Origin of the sequence: Deinococcus puniceus, assembly GCF_001644565.1 — a bacterium.
In the GTDB taxonomy this organism is placed as follows: domain Bacteria; phylum Deinococcota; class Deinococci; order Deinococcales; family Deinococcaceae; genus Deinococcus; species Deinococcus puniceus.
Genome location: NZ_CP011387.1, coordinates 2,169,175 through 2,186,514, shown reverse-complemented (window position 1 = coordinate 2,186,514; position 17,340 = coordinate 2,169,175). Strand labels below are relative to the sequence as shown.

Annotated in this window: 16 protein-coding genes; 11 read left to right on the top strand and 5 right to left on the bottom strand. The window is 63.3% G+C overall.

The window, feature by feature from the left end:
- Positions 1-11: 11 nt before the first annotated feature.
- The 4 genes from SU48_RS09980 to SU48_RS09965 all read left to right on the top strand — a co-directional run bounded on the left by SU48_RS09980 (position 12) and on the right by SU48_RS09965 (position 3,585).
- The gene (locus SU48_RS09980; protein WP_064015130.1) at positions 12-437 is read left to right on the top strand and encodes a pilus assembly FimT family protein; all 426 of its coding nucleotides are present in this window, start codon (positions 12-14) and stop codon (positions 435-437) included.
- Positions 421-912 carry a PulJ/GspJ family protein gene (locus SU48_RS09975; protein ID WP_064015129.1) on the top strand — a complete coding sequence of 164 codons (492 nt, stop codon included), beginning with the start codon at positions 421-423 and terminating at the stop codon, positions 910-912. Before SU48_RS09980 ends, SU48_RS09975 begins: the two co-directional genes overlap by 17 nt.
- An 8-nt stretch (positions 913-920) precedes the next feature.
- Positions 921-1,754 carry a PilW family protein gene (locus tag SU48_RS09970; RefSeq protein WP_157451144.1) on the top strand — a complete coding sequence of 278 codons (834 nt, stop codon included), beginning with the start codon at positions 921-923 and terminating at the stop codon, positions 1,752-1,754.
- Positions 1,755-1,887: 133 nt separating this feature from the next.
- Positions 1,888-3,585 (top strand): CTP synthase, encoded by a 1,698-nt coding sequence (locus tag SU48_RS09965; RefSeq protein ID WP_064015127.1) that lies wholly within the window; start codon positions 1,888-1,890, stop codon positions 3,583-3,585.
- Positions 3,586-3,611: 26 nt separating this feature from the next.
- Here the strand turns inward: SU48_RS09965 and coaE are convergent, their stop codons facing one another.
- The gene (gene coaE, locus SU48_RS09960) at positions 3,612-4,295 is read right to left on the bottom strand and encodes a dephospho-CoA kinase (RefSeq protein WP_064015983.1); all 684 of its coding nucleotides are present in this window, start codon (positions 4,293-4,295) and stop codon (positions 3,612-3,614) included.
- 358 nt (positions 4,296-4,653) lie between these two features.
- On the opposite strand from coaE, the gene SU48_RS09955 reads away from it, so the two are divergent.
- Complete coding sequence (locus SU48_RS09955; RefSeq protein WP_064015126.1) at positions 4,654-5,871, top strand: tetratricopeptide repeat protein; 1,218 nt, start codon at positions 4,654-4,656, stop codon at positions 5,869-5,871.
- A 296-nt stretch (positions 5,872-6,167) separates the two neighbouring features.
- Here the strand turns inward: SU48_RS09955 and SU48_RS09950 are convergent, their stop codons facing one another.
- Complete coding sequence (locus tag SU48_RS09950) at positions 6,168-6,683, bottom strand: MarR family winged helix-turn-helix transcriptional regulator (RefSeq protein WP_064015125.1); 516 nt, start codon at positions 6,681-6,683, stop codon at positions 6,168-6,170.
- A gap of 193 nt (positions 6,684-6,876) precedes the next feature.
- Between SU48_RS09950 and pucL the strand changes: the two genes are divergently transcribed.
- The 5 genes from pucL to sodA all read left to right on the top strand — a co-directional run bounded on the left by pucL (position 6,877) and on the right by sodA (position 11,999).
- Positions 6,877-8,283 carry a factor-independent urate hydroxylase gene (gene pucL, locus SU48_RS13945; RefSeq protein ID WP_231881595.1) on the top strand — a complete coding sequence of 469 codons (1,407 nt, stop codon included), beginning with the start codon at positions 6,877-6,879 and terminating at the stop codon, positions 8,281-8,283.
- Positions 8,280-8,642: a hydroxyisourate hydrolase gene (gene uraH, locus SU48_RS09935; protein ID WP_064015124.1), complete on the top strand. Its 363-nt coding sequence runs from the start codon at positions 8,280-8,282 to the stop codon at positions 8,640-8,642. The genes pucL and uraH overlap by 4 nt, the downstream gene beginning before the upstream one ends.
- A gap of 212 nt (positions 8,643-8,854) precedes the next feature.
- Positions 8,855-10,420: a malate synthase A gene (gene aceB / locus SU48_RS09930; RefSeq protein ID WP_064015123.1), complete on the top strand. Its 1,566-nt coding sequence runs from the start codon at positions 8,855-8,857 to the stop codon at positions 10,418-10,420.
- 8 nt (positions 10,421-10,428) lie between these two features.
- Positions 10,429-11,232, top strand: coding sequence for an IclR family transcriptional regulator (locus tag SU48_RS09925; RefSeq protein WP_064015122.1), 804 nt, complete (start codon positions 10,429-10,431; stop codon positions 11,230-11,232).
- A gap of 143 nt (positions 11,233-11,375) precedes the next feature.
- The gene (gene sodA / locus SU48_RS09920) at positions 11,376-11,999 is read left to right on the top strand and encodes a superoxide dismutase [Mn] (protein ID WP_064015121.1); all 624 of its coding nucleotides are present in this window, start codon (positions 11,376-11,378) and stop codon (positions 11,997-11,999) included.
- Positions 12,000-12,055: 56 nt separating this feature from the next.
- Here the strand turns inward: sodA and SU48_RS09915 are convergent, their stop codons facing one another.
- Both SU48_RS09915 and SU48_RS09910 read right to left on the bottom strand, forming a co-directional pair.
- On the bottom strand, positions 12,056-12,565 hold the full coding sequence (locus SU48_RS09915; protein ID WP_064015120.1) for a hypothetical protein: 510 nt from the start codon (positions 12,563-12,565) through the stop codon (positions 12,056-12,058).
- A gap of 78 nt (positions 12,566-12,643) precedes the next feature.
- Complete coding sequence (locus SU48_RS09910) at positions 12,644-14,644, bottom strand: hypothetical protein (RefSeq protein ID WP_064015119.1); 2,001 nt, start codon at positions 14,642-14,644, stop codon at positions 12,644-12,646.
- Between the two features lie 102 nt (positions 14,645-14,746).
- Here SU48_RS09910 and alr point away from each other — a divergent pair, with 102 nt between their 5' ends.
- Positions 14,747-15,805: an alanine racemase gene (alr, locus tag SU48_RS09905; protein WP_064015118.1), complete on the top strand. Its 1,059-nt coding sequence runs from the start codon at positions 14,747-14,749 to the stop codon at positions 15,803-15,805.
- Between the two features lie 399 nt (positions 15,806-16,204).
- Here the strand turns inward: alr and fni are convergent, their stop codons facing one another.
- Complete coding sequence (gene fni / locus SU48_RS09900; RefSeq protein ID WP_064015117.1) at positions 16,205-17,257, bottom strand: type 2 isopentenyl-diphosphate Delta-isomerase; 1,053 nt, start codon at positions 17,255-17,257, stop codon at positions 16,205-16,207.
- Between the last annotated feature and the right edge of the window lie 83 nt (positions 17,258-17,340).

The following is a 17,340-nucleotide window of genomic DNA, read 5'->3' as shown; positions in this document are numbered from 1 at the left end:
CACTCCTAGAATTGTTGGTCGTCATCGCCATCATCGGCATCCTCTGCGGCGTGCTGGGCTTCAGTCTGATGGGAATGATGCGCCGCACCGAAGTTCGGAATGCCGCCGCCGAAGTGATGGCCGACCTGCGCCTGGCCCGCGTCAATGCCCAGAAGACGGGGGTGTCCAGCCCGGTTGCCATCATCGACGGGACAGGCAGTTACACCGCGCAAGTCCGGCCCGGTGCCCTCCAATCCCGCACCTTAGACAGCGGTGTGACGTTAAAGGCCGTGTCTTCTAACGCACCACTCAAGGTGATCTATTACGCGCCTTTCGGCACCGTCGCCACCACCGGTTTGGTCTGGGAAGTGCGGAGCCCTGCGGCTCAGGTTCCGCCCCTGTACATCAAGGTCGTCGGCATCACGGGCAAGGTGATGCTCAGTGATTCCCGCGACTAAGCCCGTTGGCAAGGCTGTTGCTCAGGCCGGAAACGGGCCTGCACTTGCCAGCCGTGAGGCTGGACATCAGGCCGGATTCACCATCATCGAAGTGCTGGTCAGCATCATGCTGCTGAGCATTATCGTGCTGGTGATCCTGACTCCCCTCAGCGGTTTGTTTAATTTGACCCGCCGCAGCGATCAGCAGATTACCGCTACTCAGGCGGCCCAGCGCACGCTGGAAACGATCCGGGGCGAGTGGCTCAGTGGGGCACGGTACCGCCAAGCCTGCGTGTCTGTGCCCATTCCAGTAATGACGCCGCCCATTGCCGTCAATGTTCAGAGCCTAGACCGAGACGGAAACGTGATGACCACAGCGCCGCTCGACACCACTTGTGGCCCCACTGCCGATGATCCCCCTCTGCGCCGGATTCAGGTTGTCGTCAAGGTCGGGAACGCCGTTTCTAACCTGAGTGTGGATGTGGCCCGCCCATGAATGAACCTATGAACACCCTGGCGTGTCGGCACAACCGACATCTTCAGGGCGTCACCCTGATCGAGTTGTTGGTCGGGATGACGTTGGCCGTCCTTGTGCTAGCGACCGCGTTTAATCTGTTCACCTCGTCTACCAAAACCGCCTCTGACCTTCAGAACCGCAATGAACTTCAGGCCGAATTGCAGATCGCGCAAAATTACTTGGCCGCACAGGTGCGGGAAGCGGTGTACGTGTTTCCCAACAATACGACCCTGAATTTGGGCACCGGCTATACCACCAAACGTCCCGTCACAGGGTCTTGGCGAATCGGCAGCGCCGCTGCTCCAGTCTTGGCATTCATCAAGCCGCCTGAGGACGTGACTGTGAATTGCCCAGCCAACGAGAACGGCTGCTACAAGTTTTACGCCTATTATCCTGTGCTGCGCTCCTATTGGGTCGGTAACGCGACGTCTTACAACAATCCGGGGCAAGACCCGCAAAACGACAACCGCTGGGTGTTGGCCGAATACCGCGCCAATTACAGCACGCCGCCTTTGCTGTCTACCCTGAGTTCTGCATATACGCCGCCTGCTGGGGGGCAGGGCCGTCTGCTATTGGATTATGTTCAGCCCACCGCTCTGGCTTTGGCGGGCACGCCCACGTTGTTTGTTCAGCAGGACGCCCCGGCCCCAGCCAATGTGCAGGCGTCCGGCAGCGTGTCGGTGACCCTGAATTTTGCTCTGTCCCGGCAACTGCGCGGCAGTGTCATGAATTTGCCCGGACGCGGCGCTTCTACTCCCGCCGCCGATACGGTGCGGGCCGTCACGGTGTTTCCGCGCAACCTAGGCAGCTTGGCCCCGTAAGAACTCGGCGTCTTACCCCACTGCGCCGGGCGTGCTAACCTGAAATCCCGGAGGCCAAGCGCCCCGGTTTTTTGTTGATTCGTTTCTTGTGGCCCCCGGTTTCCGGTTGGTGGGGGCGGCGCTTGGAGAGTACATGCGATACATATTTGTGACGGGCGGCGTAGTCAGCAGTTTGGGCAAAGGCGTGGCCAGCGCCTCGCTTGGGGCGCTCCTGCGGGCGCGGGGCTACAAGGTCACGGCAGTCAAAATTGATCCCTACATCAACATCGACGCGGGCACCATGCGCCCCTACGAACACGGCGAAGTCTTCGTGACCGCCAGCGGCGCAGAAACCGATCTGGATATCGGCAATTACGAACGCTTCCTCGACCTCGATATTCCGGTGGGCAGCAACATCACCACCGGGCAGGTGTACCTCGAAGTCATCCGCCGGGAGCGGGCCGGAGACTACCTGTCCCAGACGGTGCAGGTCATTCCGCACGTCACCGACGAAATTAAGCGCCGGATTCGGGCGGCGGGCGAGAATGCAGGCGCGGAGATTGTGCTGATCGAAGTGGGCGGCACGGTGGGCGACATAGAAAGTCTGCCGTTCCTAGAAGCAATCCGTCAGTTCCGCTTCGATGAGGGCGACGACAAGGTGCTGTATCTGCACCTGACCTTGGTGCCCTACCTCGGCACGTCCAACGAATTTAAGACCAAGCCGACGCAGCACAGCGTAGCCACTCTGCGGAGCGTGGGCATCAGCCCCGACATCGTGATGGTTCGCAGCAAAGAAAAACTGCCGTCGGACATCACCCGCAAAATTGCCCTGTTTACCAGCGTGCGCGAAAACCGGGTGTTCTCCAGCTACGACGTGAACCACGTGTACGAAGTGCCGCTGGCGCTGGAAGAACAGGGCCTCGGCAAAGCAGTAGAAGACCTGCTGGGCCTAGAGCGCACGCATCCCAATCTGGGCGTGTGGCAAAACGCTGTACGCGTCATCAAGCACCCCCAGCGCGAGGTCACGATTGCCATCGCGGGCAAATACACCGCCATGCCCGACGCCTACCTCAGCATGCTGGAGTCGCTGACGCACGCCGGAATCGCCAACGACGCCCGCGTGAACATCAAGTGGATCAATGCCGAGGAACTGCGTGAAGGCGATTTGGAAGAGCAGTTGGGCGACGCGGACGGCATTCTGGTGCCCGGCGGCTTCGGCATTCGCGGTATCGAGGGCAAAATTCGCGCCGCCGAGTATGCCCGCACCCGCCTGACGCCCTATTTGGGTATTTGTTTGGGAATGCAAATTGCCGTCATCGAGTACGCCCGGCACGTGGCTGGAATCGAGGGCGCGAACTCGGGCGAATTTGACGAATACGCGCCCCACAAGGTCATCGACTTGATGCCCGAACAACTGGAAATGGACGGCATGGGCGGCACCATGCGCCTCGGAGACTGGCCCATGCAGCTGAAGGCAGGCAGCACCATCGCCGCGCTGTACGGCATTCCTCAGGGCGGCACCGTGCGCGAACGCCACCGCCACCGCTTCGAGGTGAATCCGGCGTACACGGCGCAGCTTCAGGCAGCGGGCTTGGAAATCAGTGGCGTGACGCCTGGCGTGGCGGGGCGCGGCGCGGGCCTCGTAGAAAGTATCGAGATTCCCGGCCACCCGTTCTTTGTGGCCCTGCAGGCCCATCCCGAATTCAAGAGCCGTCCGATGCGTCCCAGCCCACCGTTTGCCGGGTTCGTGGCAGCGGCATTGGCCGGAAAAGAAGGCGGGCGGGCCGTTGCTAGTCCGGTCAATGCAGACGCCGTTGAGGCCAACGCTGCTCAGGGCAACGCCGAAGCGTAGAGCAACAGCTTCATGCAGGGCGGCTTCTAGCTTTGGCTGGGGCCGCCTTCTGCTGTGCCCTCTTCCGTAGGCTGCTGCGGCAGAACCGGAATTCCCAAGTGCTTCAGTGCCGCGTCCACTTGAGGCTCCAGTTCTGCCAGTTCACCCACGTTTTCGATCACGTAGCTGGCTTTGCGGCGTTTTTCTTCCGCGGGCGTTTGGCGGGCGTCGCGGGCCAGCACTTCTTCGCGGGTCAGGTTGCTGCGGGCCATCACGCGGGCCACACGCACTTCCAGCGGCGCGTCCACCACCAGCACGGCGTGCATGCCCACTTCTAACCCGCCCTCGAACAGCAGCGGCACGTCCTGTACCAGCCAGCGTTCGCCGCGCAAGGTGGCTTCCAGTTCCAGCGCCGTCATGCGTGCCCGTACCCGTGGATGCACGATGGCGTTCAGCACTGCCAGCCGAGCAGGATCGGCGAACGCGGCGGCTCCCAGCGCGGCCCGGTCTAGAACGCCGCCCACCACTGTCCCCGGAAAAGCCTGCTCTATTTTCGCCAGCGTTTCCGGCTCCCGCGTCACCACATGCGCCTGCTCGTCGGCGTCCAGCACGGTCAGGCCACGCGCCCGCAAGAGGGCGGCCACCGTGCTTTTGCCCGCGCCTATGCTGCCCGTCAGGCCCAGACGGCGGGGAAAAGCAGGTGGCACAGCTGGGGCAGGCGGAATCGACATGGCCCAATTAAAAGACATACGGGCTGCCAACCGCGAAACAGATAAATATCTCCGCAAGTCCGGCGTTGAGGCGGTCTAGCTTCCGCTTTTTCGCAGACAGATGTGGCCCAGTTCCTCGGCCCCGCAAAGGGTCAGATGCGCGTCACGCACGGCGTAGACACTGGGGTGTGCCGAGCCACCTGAGAGCAGATCACACAACATTTCGGCGTGCCACCGCGCTCTCACGGGTGTTTCACCCGGTCTACTGCTGCGATTCGGTATCTTTTGTGCGGTATCATGGCGCAGCATCCCAGCCCAGATCGGGTTTTCCTGCCGCGCTTCACGGTGTAGGCCGGAGCCAGATCACGGAGGTTTTTGAGTGAAACGACGTACCCTCGGCCTGCTCCTCGCGGCGGCCCTCATCAACGGCGCAGCCGCGCAGACGCCGCCGACGGCTCCTGTTCCTCCTCAACCCGTGGCCCCGGTCACGGCTCCCGCTGCGGCTCCGGCCACCCCCCCCACTGCGGCACCCGCCGCCACTCCTGCCCGCCCCGTTCGCCCTCCTGTGGCCAATTACGTGGCGCTGGGCGTGTTCTATTACCAGCAGGGCAAATTCGACGAAGCGTATGTGGCCTTCCGCGCCGCCTCCGAAATAGAGCCGAACAACCCCGAAGCCCTGCTGGGGCTAGGGCGTTCTCAGGTCAAGCTGCGGCTGTACACGCCCGCTCTCGAAACGTTGCGCCGCCTGACCAGCACCGATAGGAGCAACGTCAGCGGTTATATCGCGCTGGCTCAGGCGTACCAGCAGCAATTTATCGGGGCCAGTGACCGCGCCAGCATCACAGGCAATCTGGCCGAGGCGCTGAGGGTGCTGACCGACGCCGAAACCGTGACCGCTGCCCTGACTGGCCCGGATAAAAACCTGAACCTCAGCAAGGTCTGGAATGAGCGCGGCTACGTCTTCAAGCTGCAGGGTGACGGCGGCAAGGCCATCGACGCCTTCAAACAGGCCAGCGCCCTGAATCCCGAAAACGACGTGATCCTGTTCAATCTGGGCGATATGTACTACGCCACGGGCAACCTGACGCAGGCCCTCGACAGTTTACAGCAGGCCGTGATCGCCAACCCACGCGACGCCTATAACCGCGCCTACTACGCCAAGTTGCTGGCCCTGAGCGGCAACACCAGCGCCGCCAAAGCCGAAGCCGCGCAGGCCGCCCGGTTGTCGCCCACCAACGCCTACGCTGTCGGCCAGTACGGCGTCGTCAGCTACCTCTCTAGAGACAGCGCCACTGCCCGCCTGCAACTGAATCAGGCTGTGAAGCTCGATCCTCTACGCTACCCGGAGTTCTACTTCTATCTGGGCCGTCTTGACCTCGACGCTGCCGATTTGCGCTCGGCCCGCGCCAACCTGACCCGCGCCGCTGCACTGGGCAGCACCACCCCCGAATACGCCTATTACCTCGGTCTCAGCTACGAGCGCGGGGCAGGCAGCGTGGCCCCAGACCGTATCAAGGCCCGCGAGAACTACGAACGCGCCCTGAAACTCAGCCCCAGCTACAAACTGGCGCAGGAAGCTTTGGCCCGTGTGCGCTAAAGCCTGAACACTGAAAAGCCCGCCCCTGATGTTGGAGGCGGGCTTTTTTTGGGGTGGGAGGGGAGAAGGGCAACCGCGTCGCTCGATCACCCCTTCCGCTGACGCAGCTCTGCGAGTCCCCCTCCCTTCGGGCTGTACCAGTCAAGGGGAGGAGCGAACAGCTCCAGCTTCCAGCTCTTGCTACTAGCCCTCATCCCTTGTGGGACTCGCAGAGCTACACCGGAGAGTAGGGGCCACCCCGTCACCGAACCCGCTCTCTCCCCCTAAACCTTCACACCCTTAGACCTTCCGCCCGCCTACTCCGCCTCAGCACTCTCCACATGCGCCAGCAACTTCCGCGCCAGCCGCTCCAGTTCGGCCCGTTCTTCCGGCGTCAGGACTTCCAGCACCGCCGCTTCATGCTGCACATGCCGGGGCAACAGCTTGTCCACCAACTCGCGGCCCTGTTTGGTCAGGCGAATGCGGGCGCTGCGGCGGTCTGTTTCGCTGCCCCGGCGTTCCACGAGGCCTTTGTCTATCAGGCGCGATACCCGGTTGGTGATGCTGGCCCCCGTGATGGCGCTCAGGTTGCTCAGTTCGGTGGGGGTGAGGCCCGCGTCGGGGGCACTGCGGCGGAGGGTCAGGAGCAAATCCCAGCCCGATGGATTGATGTCCGCCGGGGTGTAGGTCTGTTCTACATGCCGTCCCAGCGCACCCTGCAAGCGGGCCAGCAGCAAAAACATCAGCATCGGACTGGGGTCTATTTCGGGTTTTTCCCGGTGCCAGTCGGTACGAATCCGTTCGAGCAGTTGGTGGGTCTTGGTGGGGGTCATAGGCGCAGGGTCAGCTTAACACGCCCTCTTTGGCCGCCGATGCGGGGGAGAGAAGAGCTGTCCAATTCGCCCAGACCCCATCGGCCCAGATTCGCTTGACGCCCACCTGTGCCATCCTTACCATGAGGTCAATCGAGATCATTAGGCGTCTAAGTAAATGTCATCTCTCCCCAAGCAGTGCCCGGAGGCTCTCTTGATTCGCCCAAATTCAGCCCCACCTCTGACCCTGCCCGAAATCAACGCCCTGAGTGAGCAGGCTTTTGCCGACGCCTTTGCCGGGGTGCTGGAGCATTCGCCGCAGTATGCCCGCCACGCCGCCGCCCAGCGCCCCTTTGCCGATGCAGAAGCCATTGCCGCCGCCTTTGCCGCCGCTGTGCAGCAGGACTCACCGGAAGCGCAACTGGCCCTGATTCGCGCCCACCCGGATTTGGCAGGCAAAGCGGCGCTGGCCGGAGAATTGACCGCTGAGAGCGCCAACGAGCAGGCGTCTGCCGGACTAGACCGCCTGACACCCGACGAGTACGCCGAATTTCACCGCCTGAATACCGCCTACCACGCACAATTCGGCTTACCCTACGTGGTCTGCGTGCGTGAAAATACCAAAGACAGCATCTTCGAGGGCGCACGCCGCCGCCTCAGCAACACGCCGGAACAGGAACGCGCCGCCGCCCTGCATGAGATTGGCCGGATTGCCCGCCTGCGGGTGCTGGATTTGGTGCAGAGTGAGGGCATGACGCCCCCCACCGTCCCCACCAAAGTGAAGGTCAAGCTAGGAGCCAACAACTACGGCAAGGCCGACGTGCGGTTTTTCAAGGTCTTCCGTGATGCGCCGCGCCACGAGATCAAAGACGTGTGGGTGCGCGTGGCGATGGAGGGCGACTTCGAGGCCGCGCATGTGTCGGGCGACAACACCGATTTATTGGCGACTGACACCGTTCGCAACACCATTTATGGCCTTGCCGTGGACGGATTTACGGGCAGCGTGGAGGACTACGGCAAGACCCTGATCCGCCATTTCGTGTCTCAGGGGCCAAAAGTGGCGCGGGCGACGGCCTATTTCACCGAGCATCAGTGGCAAAGATTGACCGTGGACGGGCAGGAGCATGACCATTCCTTCGTGCGGCAGATGCCCAAGCACACCGCTGTGGTGGAAGGCGACGGACAGACATTTACCGTGACCAGCGGCATAGACGAGCTGTATGTGCTGAAAACCACCCAGAGCGGCTGGGAAGGCTACCTGATGGAGCAGTTCACCACGCTGCCCGAAACCAACGACCGGATTCTGGCGACGGTGGTGACCGCAAAGTGGGAATACGCTGTGCCAGACTGCGATTACGACGCTGTGTGGGGCCGCGTGTACCAGACCATTCTGGACACCTTCACCGATCACTATTCGCCCAGCGTGCAGAACACCCTGTACCGCATGGGCGAGGCGATTTTGACGCTGTGTCCCGAAATCAGCCGGGTGCATTTTTCGTTTCCCAACCGCCACCACATCCGCTACAACACCGAGCGGCACGGCATCGAGAACCCCAACACGGTGTTTCATGCCGATGCCGAACCCTACGGCCAGATAGAGGGCTGGGTGGAGCGGGCATGAGTGGGAGCGCGGGCCTCAGCACACATGTGTTGGACACGGCGCGGGGGCGTCCAGCGGCGGGGATTGCTCTTCAGTTGCACGCGGTAGAGGAAAGCGGGCAGCGCAGACTTCTGAACACCGCCGTCACCAACCAAGATGGCCGCACCGACGCTCCCCTGATCGAACGCGGCACGCTCACCATCGGCACCTACGAACTGACTTTTCATGTCGCCGCCTACTTTGAAGGCTTGGCCGGAGTGTCCCAACCGCCTTTTTTAGATAGCGTCACGCTGCGCTTCACGGTGGCCGACACCGCCGCCCATTACCACGTTCCATTGTTGGTGTCGCCTTGGTCTTACAGCACTTATCGGGGGAGCTAGGGGCGGGTCTTAGGCGGCTCTAGCGCCGGAGAATAGAACTGAGTAGAGGGCTGGAGCCGCCAAGCTTCAGCCTTTTGCTTGCTGTTTCCTGCTGTCCCCCGCCCAGTGTCGCTCGGAATGGCAGGGGAGGGGCTGCCGACTTGTTAAACTAAATTTGAAAAACATATTTCATCAGGTGAAATTTAGATGCTCATCACCCGGAGGTTGCCCCTATGTCCGATGCTCTGCCCGCTGGTTTGACCCTCTCCGCGCCCATTACGCCTGACCAAGCGGGCGTGCTGACGCCGGAAGCTTTGGCTTTCGTGGCCGACTTGCACCGCCGATTCAATCCGCGCCGTCTGGAAGTGTTGGCGGCCCGTGAAGCGCGGCAACTGCGGCTGGATGCGGGCGAGAAGCCGGATTTCCTGTCCGAAACGGCTCATATTCGCGCCGCAGACTGGAAGGTTGTGCCGCCCAAAGCCGATCTGAATGACCGCCGGGTGGAAATCACTGGCCCGGTAGACCGCAAAATGATCATCAACGCGCTCAACAGTGGTGCGAAGGTGTTTATGGCCGATTTCGAGGACGCTTCCAGCCCCAGTTGGGCCAACATGGTGGCGGGCCAGCAAAACCTCTCGGACGCGGTGCGGCGCACGATTACGCTGGAGCAGGGGGGCAAAAGCTACCGCCTGAACGAACGAACGGCCACGTTGCTGGTGCGGCCACGCGGCTGGCATCTGCCCGAAAAGCATGTGATGGTAGACGGACAAATCGTCAGCGGCAGCCTGTTCGACTTCGGCCTGTATTTCTTCCACAACGCCGCCGAACTCCTCTCACGGGGCAGCGGGCCGTATTTCTATCTGCCCAAGATGGAATCGCACTTGGAGGCCCGCCTCTGGAACGACGTGTTCAACCATGCCGAAGACACGGTGGGCGTGCCGCGCAGCAGTATTCGCGCCACCTGCCTGATCGAAACGATCTTGGCGGCGTTCGAGATGGACGAGATTCTGTACGAGTTGCGCGAGCATTCGGCGGGGCTGAATTGTGGGCGCTGGGACTACATTTTCAGCATCATCAAGAAGTTCCGTGAAGACCCGGCGATGCTGCTGCCGGGCCGCGCACAGGTCACGATGGAAGCCCATATGATGCGCTCTTACAGCCGCCTCGCCATTCAGACCTGCCACAAGCGCGGCGCACACGCGATTGGCGGCATGAGCGCGTTTATTCCGGTCAAGAACGATGAGGCCGCCAACGCCCGCGCCTTCGATCAGGTGCGGCGCGACAAGCAGCGCGAGGCGGGCGACGGCCATGACGGAACGTGGGTGGCGCACCCCGGCATGGTGGCCCTTGCCCGCGAGGTCTTTGACGAACTGATGCCCACGCCCAACCAGATCGAATCGGGCAAACAGGCCGATTTCGTGGTCACAGCCGCCGATCTGCTGCAAGTGCCGGAAGGCGACATCAGCGAGGACGGCCTGCGCCTGAACATCAACGTGGCGCTGCAATACCTGCGGGCGTGGCTGCGCGGGGCGGGCGCGGTGCCCATTCACAATCTGATGGAAGACGCCGCCACCGCCGAAATTTCGCGGGCGCAAATCTGGCAATGGCTGAGGCACGGGGCCACGTTGTCAGGCGGCGGGCAAGTGACCGAAGCGTTGGTAGAGCGCCTGCTGAACGAAGAACTGGACGCTCTGGGCCGGGAAGAACACGCGCAGGCCGCCGCCCTGTTTCATGAAGTCGCCACCGTGCGCCCGCTGGTGGATTTCCTGACCCTCAGCGGCTACCGGGAACTGGCCTGACCACCGAGATGACTGGGCCTGCCCGCCGTCCGGGGCGCACCCGCACGGGCGACACCGAACCCGTTCGCACGCTGGAACGCGGCCTGACTGTGCTGAGAGTGCTGGGGCAACATGGCCCCCTCACGCTGGGCGACGCGGCGCGGCACGCGGGTCTGAACGCCAGCACTACGTATCGCCTGCTGCACACGTTGCAGGCGCAGGGATTCGCGCAGGAATCGGCGGGGTTGTGGCGGGTGGGCGTGCAGGCGTTTGCCACGGGGCAGGCGTACTTGGGCGCGGGCGGCCTGATTCCGGCGGCAAGAGGCGAGATGCAAGCTTTGGTGGCGGAACTGGGCGAAACCGTGAATTTGGCCGTCCTGCAAGCGCCCGACGTGGTGTATGTCCATCAGGAAGAAGGGCGCGGGCTGATGCGGATGTTTACGCAGATTGGGGCGCGGGTGCCGCTGCACTGCACGGGGGCGGGCAAAGCGCTGCTGGCATGGCAACCCGCCGAAGAAGTGCGCCGCGCCGTAGCCGACATGTCGTTTCAAGCCTTTACGCCGCACACCCTGACCATGCCCGCCGCCTACCTGACCGAGTTGGAAGCGGTGCGCCGCGCCGGGTACGCCTTAGACAACGAAGAACGGGAATTGGGCGTGCGCTGCGTGGCCGTGCCTGTGTTGGACGGTGGGGGGCAAACGGTTGCCGCGCTGAGTTTGTCGGCCCCGTCCAGCCGCCTGCCCGATGCCCGCGTTCCTGAGCTGGCTGCCCGCTTACAACGCGCGAGCCAGAGCATTAGCGAAGCTGAAACAACACGAGACGCTGCCCTTTAGTGAGAGCTTTCTTAAAGCACACCTTAGAGTCTACCGCCTGACCGCTGCACATGGGGTGCGCGTAAGATAGAAAGCCAATGCCAGACCATCCCCGCACCGTGCGGGCGGTGTGACCCTTTGGCCCACGAAAGGAGCAAGTTGACATGGCCTATACCCTCCCCACCCTGCCTTACGCCTACGACGCACTTGAACCCCATATCGATGGCCGCACGATGGAAATTCATCACAGCAAGCACCATCAGGCCTACATCGACAACGCGAACAAGGCGCTGGACGGCACCGAATTTGCAGACCTGCCCGTAGAAGAACTGATTGCCAAACTCGATCAGGTGCCCGCCGACAAGAAGAACGTGCTCCGCAACAATGCGGGCGGCCACGCCAACCACAGCCTGTTCTGGACGGTGTTGGGCGCGGGCGGCACGGGTCAGCCTACCCCCGAAGTCGCGCAGGCCATCACCGATGCCTTCGGCTCCTTCGACGCTTTCAAGGAAAAGTTTGAAGACGCCGCCAAGACCCGCTTCGGCAGCGGTTGGGCGTGGCTGGTGGTGCAGGGCGGCAAGTTGGCCGTCGTGTCTACCGCCAACCAAGACAGCCCCCTGATGGGCGAGGCCGTGGCAGGCGTCAGCGGCACGCCGATTCTGGGCGTGGACGTGTGGGAACACGCCTATTACCTGAACTACCAGAACAAGCGCCCCGACTACCTGAAGGCCTTCTGGAACGCCGTGAACTGGGACGAAGTCGCCCGCCGTTACGCCGCCGCTCAGTAAAAGCTGACCTGAAAAAGCCGCCCACTGAATGGGGCGGCTTTTCTGGTTCGCCGAAACTACTGTGCGGAAAAGTTGATAGCGCTCTGGACAGTCAGCACAGGCTGAAGAATGCTCTTCCCACTACTCTGGCTGATGCTGCTCACGGCGTCCCGGAGCCAGTAGGTGCGCCCACCCGCGCCGCTGAGGTTCACCACTACCTGCACGCCTGCCGTGGGCTTCAGACCCTGTGCGGGGCCGCTGGCCGTCACCTGTGTGCAGCGGCTCCGGGCGTCGCAGGCGCGGGCGGTGTTCGGCGGGGCATTCCAAACCCCGCCCGCCGTGACCATGTACACGCCCAAGACTTTTAGCTTAGGCAGCGGCTTTTGCGTGGTCTGCAACCGGACTCGCACATTCAGGGTGCTGAGGGTCAATTGCGGCATAGCTTCCAGCTTTACGGTGCGCCCCGCCAGATTCAGCGTCGTGGGCGCGCTCAGCAGGTCTCCGGCACTGGGCGCAGGCGGCGAGGCCAGCCCACCGCAGGCCACCAACCCAGCGGCGGCGCACAGCAAGAGCAGCGCCCGCTTCATGCCCCTAGCTTAGCCGACATTCGCTACAATTGCCGCGAAGTTGCACACCAAACTTCAGCCCTCTGCCCTTTCTCCCACTTACCACCCGATGTCGGGAGCCGTGACCACTCGGTCGGCGGGCTGATCGGTAAACAGCGTGTAGGTGAAGGTGTAGGTGCCGGGAATCACGCGGGTCAGAATGAGATTGTCGCCCTCTACGCGGGGATTGACGTTGGCGAGGCTTGGCCCCTGCACCGCAATCGGGCCGCGCACGGCGGGCGTGCCGCTTCCGGTGGGCAGCGGGTCACCGATCCGCACATTTTCCAGTGTGCTGTCTACGGTCAGCACCAACGTGACCGTGTAGCCCGCCGCGCCGCCGTTGCCTGCATTGCCGTTCTGGACGCTGGCTTCTACCGTTTTGGCGAGGCTGGCCCGTGCGCCGCCCTGCACGTTGCGGGTCACGTTCGCGCCGCCGGGGTTACGCACGCGGGCCACACCAGTCGTCCTCAGATCAATCGGGTCAAGGATCGCTTCGGCGGTGTCGCTGCGGCACACGCGCACGGGGGCTTTCAGGCGCAGAGGTTGTCCGGCGCTGAAGTCTCCGGGCAGTTCCAGCGGGTAGTCGCTTGTCCAGCCCGCAGGCAGGTTGAGTTTCAGGCGGGCGGGGAGGCGATACGGGAATTCGGTTTTAGCGGTGGCCGTCAATTGGGTCACGTCGCAGGCATTCAGAATGTCGGGCGCGGTGATCAGCGTGATTTCGGTCTTCACGTTGTATTCGATGGTCACGCGGCCCGTGCTGCCGTCTACGACGCGCCCAGCCAGCGGCGGCGTAAAGGTGCTGCCGGGAATGGGCGTGGGTTTGACTGGATAGTCGCCGGGGGCCAGCGGCACGGTATTGGGCGTGGTCAGCGTGCGGCCCGCCACCTCGAAGGGAATGCCGGTGAGCGGAATGCGCTGGCTGCCATAAATCGCGACGGCGTCCACGGCCAGTTGACCTTCGGGTGGGCGGGCCACGAAGCGCAGTTTGTTGTAACCGGGCTGATAGCGGATTTCGGTGGACGAGACCACGTTGCCCGTACCTTCCAAAATGGTGGAACTGACGGGCACATAACCGGGCGGCAACTGCGGGCGCACGGTGCTGTCTCCGATCTGCACGTAGCTCGCGCCGGGAATCGGGCGGCCCTGAGGGTCAACCACATCTACAAGCAGTTGGTTGGCGATCTTGATGTTTTCAGGCGGCGTAAATCCGCCCACGCGGGCAAAAATAGGCTGGTCGTTCAGGCGGAAGGAATAGCGGATGGCGTTGGAATACTGCTTGGTGGTGGGCAGCACCCGGATAAACACCTGCCACTCTCCCACCTGATCCGCCGTCACGTTGAACTTTTCGGTCACGGTTTTGCCGTTCTCGCTGCTGGTCATGTTCACGCGGCGGCCACCGGGCAAAATGATCCACGTTTCGGCTTCCCGCGCTCCGTCCACGTCGTAGTTCAGGATGCCCACCGTTTTGCCCACCCAGTCGGGGGTCACGGTCAGGCGGGCGGCCAGCAGCGGCGTCTGCTCGGTGTCGCGGGCGTTTACGCTGAAGTCGCTGGTTTCCAGAGAAAAGGGCGAAGCAGTCCGCAGGGCGAACGAGTTTTTGCCGTCGCCCCGGCTGCTCACTTTCAGGGTGTACGTTCCCGCCGCGAGGCCGCCCGCGTACAGGCTGTCCCATGTATGCTCGCGGTTCATGCCGTAGCGCCGCTCGGCCACCAGTCCGTTCGGCCCGCTCAGGCTGAACACGCCCTCAAACACGTCGGTGCGCTTGTACAGTTCGTCTCCGAAGTAGCCCACGCCGCGCCGTCCGTCTACGTAATCGGCCAAATTGAAGGTGGGCGAATAGACTTCGAGGCCCAGCGGTTTGCCCGCGTCCTGCGCCGAGACACGGATAATGTAGGTTTCCTGCGCCTGCGGCCACTTTTCACCCACCGACACGAGGGGCAAAATGCCGCCCGTCTGGGCGAGTGCGGGGCCGCCGAGCAGCACGGCGAACGTGAGGAAAGCGGTAGCAACGGCGGCGCGGCGCACGTTGAGTGGGCGGGACAGGGAAGGCAACGTATTCACTGCCGGAAATGATACACGTGTCAGCAAGTGGGCTGGACAGGAGGGGGTGAGAAAGGCAGACGGGGCTGCTGAAACGTCTGCCGAAACCCCTACCATAGAGAGGTGCTAGCGCGTGCTGTGGCCTCCATTTCCGCTTCTGCCCTGTCGGGCAACCTGAGCGCCCTGAGTGCGCGGGCGGGCGTGCCGCTTTTGCTGCCCGTCAAGGCCGACGCCTACGGACACGGGCTGGAGTTGGTGGCGCGGGTGGCCGCCCAGCACCCCAGCGTGTGGGGCATGGCCGTTGCCACCCCGCGTGAAGCCGCGCAATTGGCCGCCCTGAACACCGGGAAACCCATCTTGCTGCTGACTCCGCCCACACCCGACGAAGTGGGGCCGCTGGCCGATCTGGGCGTGCGCCTACCCGTCGCGTCACTGGCCGAAGCCGACGCCTTGCCCGCCCATGCTCGCGCCCATCTGAAGGTAGATACGGGCATGAACCGCCTCGGAGCGCGGCCCGAACAAGCCGTGGCGATTGGGCAGTGCTTGGCCGAACGCGGCCTGCTGGAAGGCGCGTATACCCACTTCGCCAGCGCCGACGAACCCGATTTGAGTTTTGCCCATACGCAGCTAGAACGATTCCGGGGCGTGTTGGCGCAGTTGCCGCCCCTGCTGGCACACGCTTCCAACGGCGGCGGCATCCTGAGTTTGGGCCAGATACCGGGCATGGGACTGGCAAGGCCCGGACTCGTCAGTTACGGCTTCGCGCCCCCGCATCTGCGCCCTGTGCTGCCCCTGACCCCCGTCATGACCCTCCGCGCCCGCATCACCCACATTCACACGGCCCACCCCGGCGAAAGCGTCAGCTACGGTGGGCTGTGGCAGGCGCAGAGGGAAACGGTGGTGGCGACGGTGGGGATCGGTTACGCCGATGGCTACCCGCGCAACGCCACGCTGCGGGCGTCTGTTCTGGTGGCAGGTCAGCGCCGCCCCACGTTGGGCCGCATCTGCATGGATCAACTGATGGTAGACGTAACCGGGTTACAGGTAGGGTTGGGCGATTGGGTGGAACTCTGGGGGCCGGACGCCCTCACCGTGAGCGACGTGGCCGAGTGGGGCGGCACGATTGAATATGAGGTGCTGACGGGGCTGGGGGCGCGGGTGGAGCGGGTGAGGGCGGAGTAGGGGGAGTGTTAGGCGTGGGAGACGGATTTAACCTCAGTTGCTTGGTTCGCTCCCACGTTGAATTCCCCCACCCCCCAGCCCCCTACCCCCAAAGGGGGCATGGGGAGTGACGCTCCGCTGAGGAGGATTGATCTTGTCGCGTCCACACTCGCCTGAATCCTTCTCCTGAACCTGAATCGCCAGTTCATTCCCAGATGGAATTGGCCCGCGCGTTGCACGCACGACGGCCTCACATGGATGGGGCGGGGGCGATTTGAGGTGGCGGTGTCGGGGGTTTGGCTCCCTCTCCCTTGAGGGGGGAGGTTGGGACTCGCAGAGCTGCGAAGCAGAGGGGGTGAGTGAGCGCCAGCGATTGCCTTTCCCCCTCCAACTAAAAACCTACTTCAACTCCTTCCCCCCTCACTCCCCCCGCGCCGCCTCCACACTCTCAAATCCCGCCACAAATAACGCCACCCGCAATTCTTGGATAAATTGCCTGAGCCACGCTTCTACCGCGTCGGCACTGTCCAGCGCAGGCTCCAGCAGCGGGCGGGCGACGGCTACGGCAGTGGCTCCCAAACTGAGGGCGCGGGCGGCGTCTAGGCCAGTGCGAATCCCGCCCGAAGCGATCAGGGGCGTGTGGGGCGCGGCCTGCTTCGCTTCCCGAATGGCCTGCGCGGTGGGAATGCCCAGTTCGCACAAATCCGGCGTGATGACCCGGCCATGATGTACGAGCTGTTCTACCCGCGCCCAACTTGTGCCGCCCGCGCCCGCCACGTCGAAGGCGGCGAATCCTGCCTCTCTGACGGCCTGCAACGTAGCAGCGTCCAGCCCGTGCCCCACTTCTTTCAGTACCACCGGAAAGCCCAATTGCGGAACAATCTCAGTCAGCCGCGCCGCCATGCCTGCCCAGTCGGTGTCGCCGCCCGCTTGCAGGGCTTCTTGCAACGGGTTCACGTGGATTGCTAGGGCGTCGGCCCCCACTTCTTGCACAGCGCGGGCAGCCTCGGCGGGGCCATACGCGCCCCTGCTGCGGGTGGGCAAAAACTGCGCTGCCCCCAGATTGCCTATCAGCAGGATGTCGGGGGCCACGCCGCGTACCTCAAAACTGGCCGCTGCCGCCGGGTTTTCCAGCATTACCCGCTGAGAACCCAGCATCATGCCCACGCCGAGGCGCTGCGCCGCCACCGCCAGATTCCGGTTAATCTGCGCGGCCCGCTCCGCACCGCCCGTCATCGCGCCGATCAACACGGGGGCTGTTAGGGTGCGGCCCAGAAATGTCGTTTGCAACTCCACGTCATCCAAATTCAGCCCCGGCAAGGCGCGGTAGGGCCATGCCACCCGCTCTAGCCCGGTGGTCACGCCCGCGTATTGGCTGTCTGGGCGCAAGCAAGCCTCTATGTGCCGTAGCTTGCGCTCCTGAATCGCTGCCGTTCCTGCCTGCTCTCTGCTCCCGCCGACGCCGTTGCTCACGGCCCTAGCCTACCCGCCCGCGCCGTGTGGAGCGGTGGGATTGCCTGCCGTACATCAAGGTTTAGCAAAGGGGCTGTGTACAC

Bases quoted from the DNA above. Each gene is read 5' to 3' on its own strand.
- uraH (WP_064015124.1), top strand. From the start codon at position 8,280: ATGAGTGGGAGCGCGGGCCTCAGCACACATGTGTTGGACACGGCGCGG.
- coaE (WP_064015983.1), bottom strand. From the start codon at position 4,295: ATGTCGATTCCGCCTGCCCCAGCTGTGCCACCTGCTTTTCCCCGCCGT.
- SU48_RS09965 (WP_064015127.1), top strand. From the start codon at position 1,888: ATGCGATACATATTTGTGACGGGCGGCGTAGTCAGCAGTTTGGGCAAA.
- sodA (WP_064015121.1), top strand. From the start codon at position 11,376: ATGGCCTATACCCTCCCCACCCTGCCTTACGCCTACGACGCACTTGAA.
- SU48_RS09970 (WP_157451144.1), top strand. From the start codon at position 921: ATGAACACCCTGGCGTGTCGGCACAACCGACATCTTCAGGGCGTCACC.
- SU48_RS09915 (WP_064015120.1), bottom strand. From the start codon at position 12,565: ATGAAGCGGGCGCTGCTCTTGCTGTGCGCCGCCGCTGGGTTGGTGGCC.
- SU48_RS09950 (WP_064015125.1), bottom strand. From the start codon at position 6,683: ATGACCCCCACCAAGACCCACCAACTGCTCGAACGGATTCGTACCGAC.
- SU48_RS09925 (WP_064015122.1), top strand. From the start codon at position 10,429: ATGACTGGGCCTGCCCGCCGTCCGGGGCGCACCCGCACGGGCGACACC.
- aceB (WP_064015123.1), top strand. From the start codon at position 8,855: ATGTCCGATGCTCTGCCCGCTGGTTTGACCCTCTCCGCGCCCATTACG.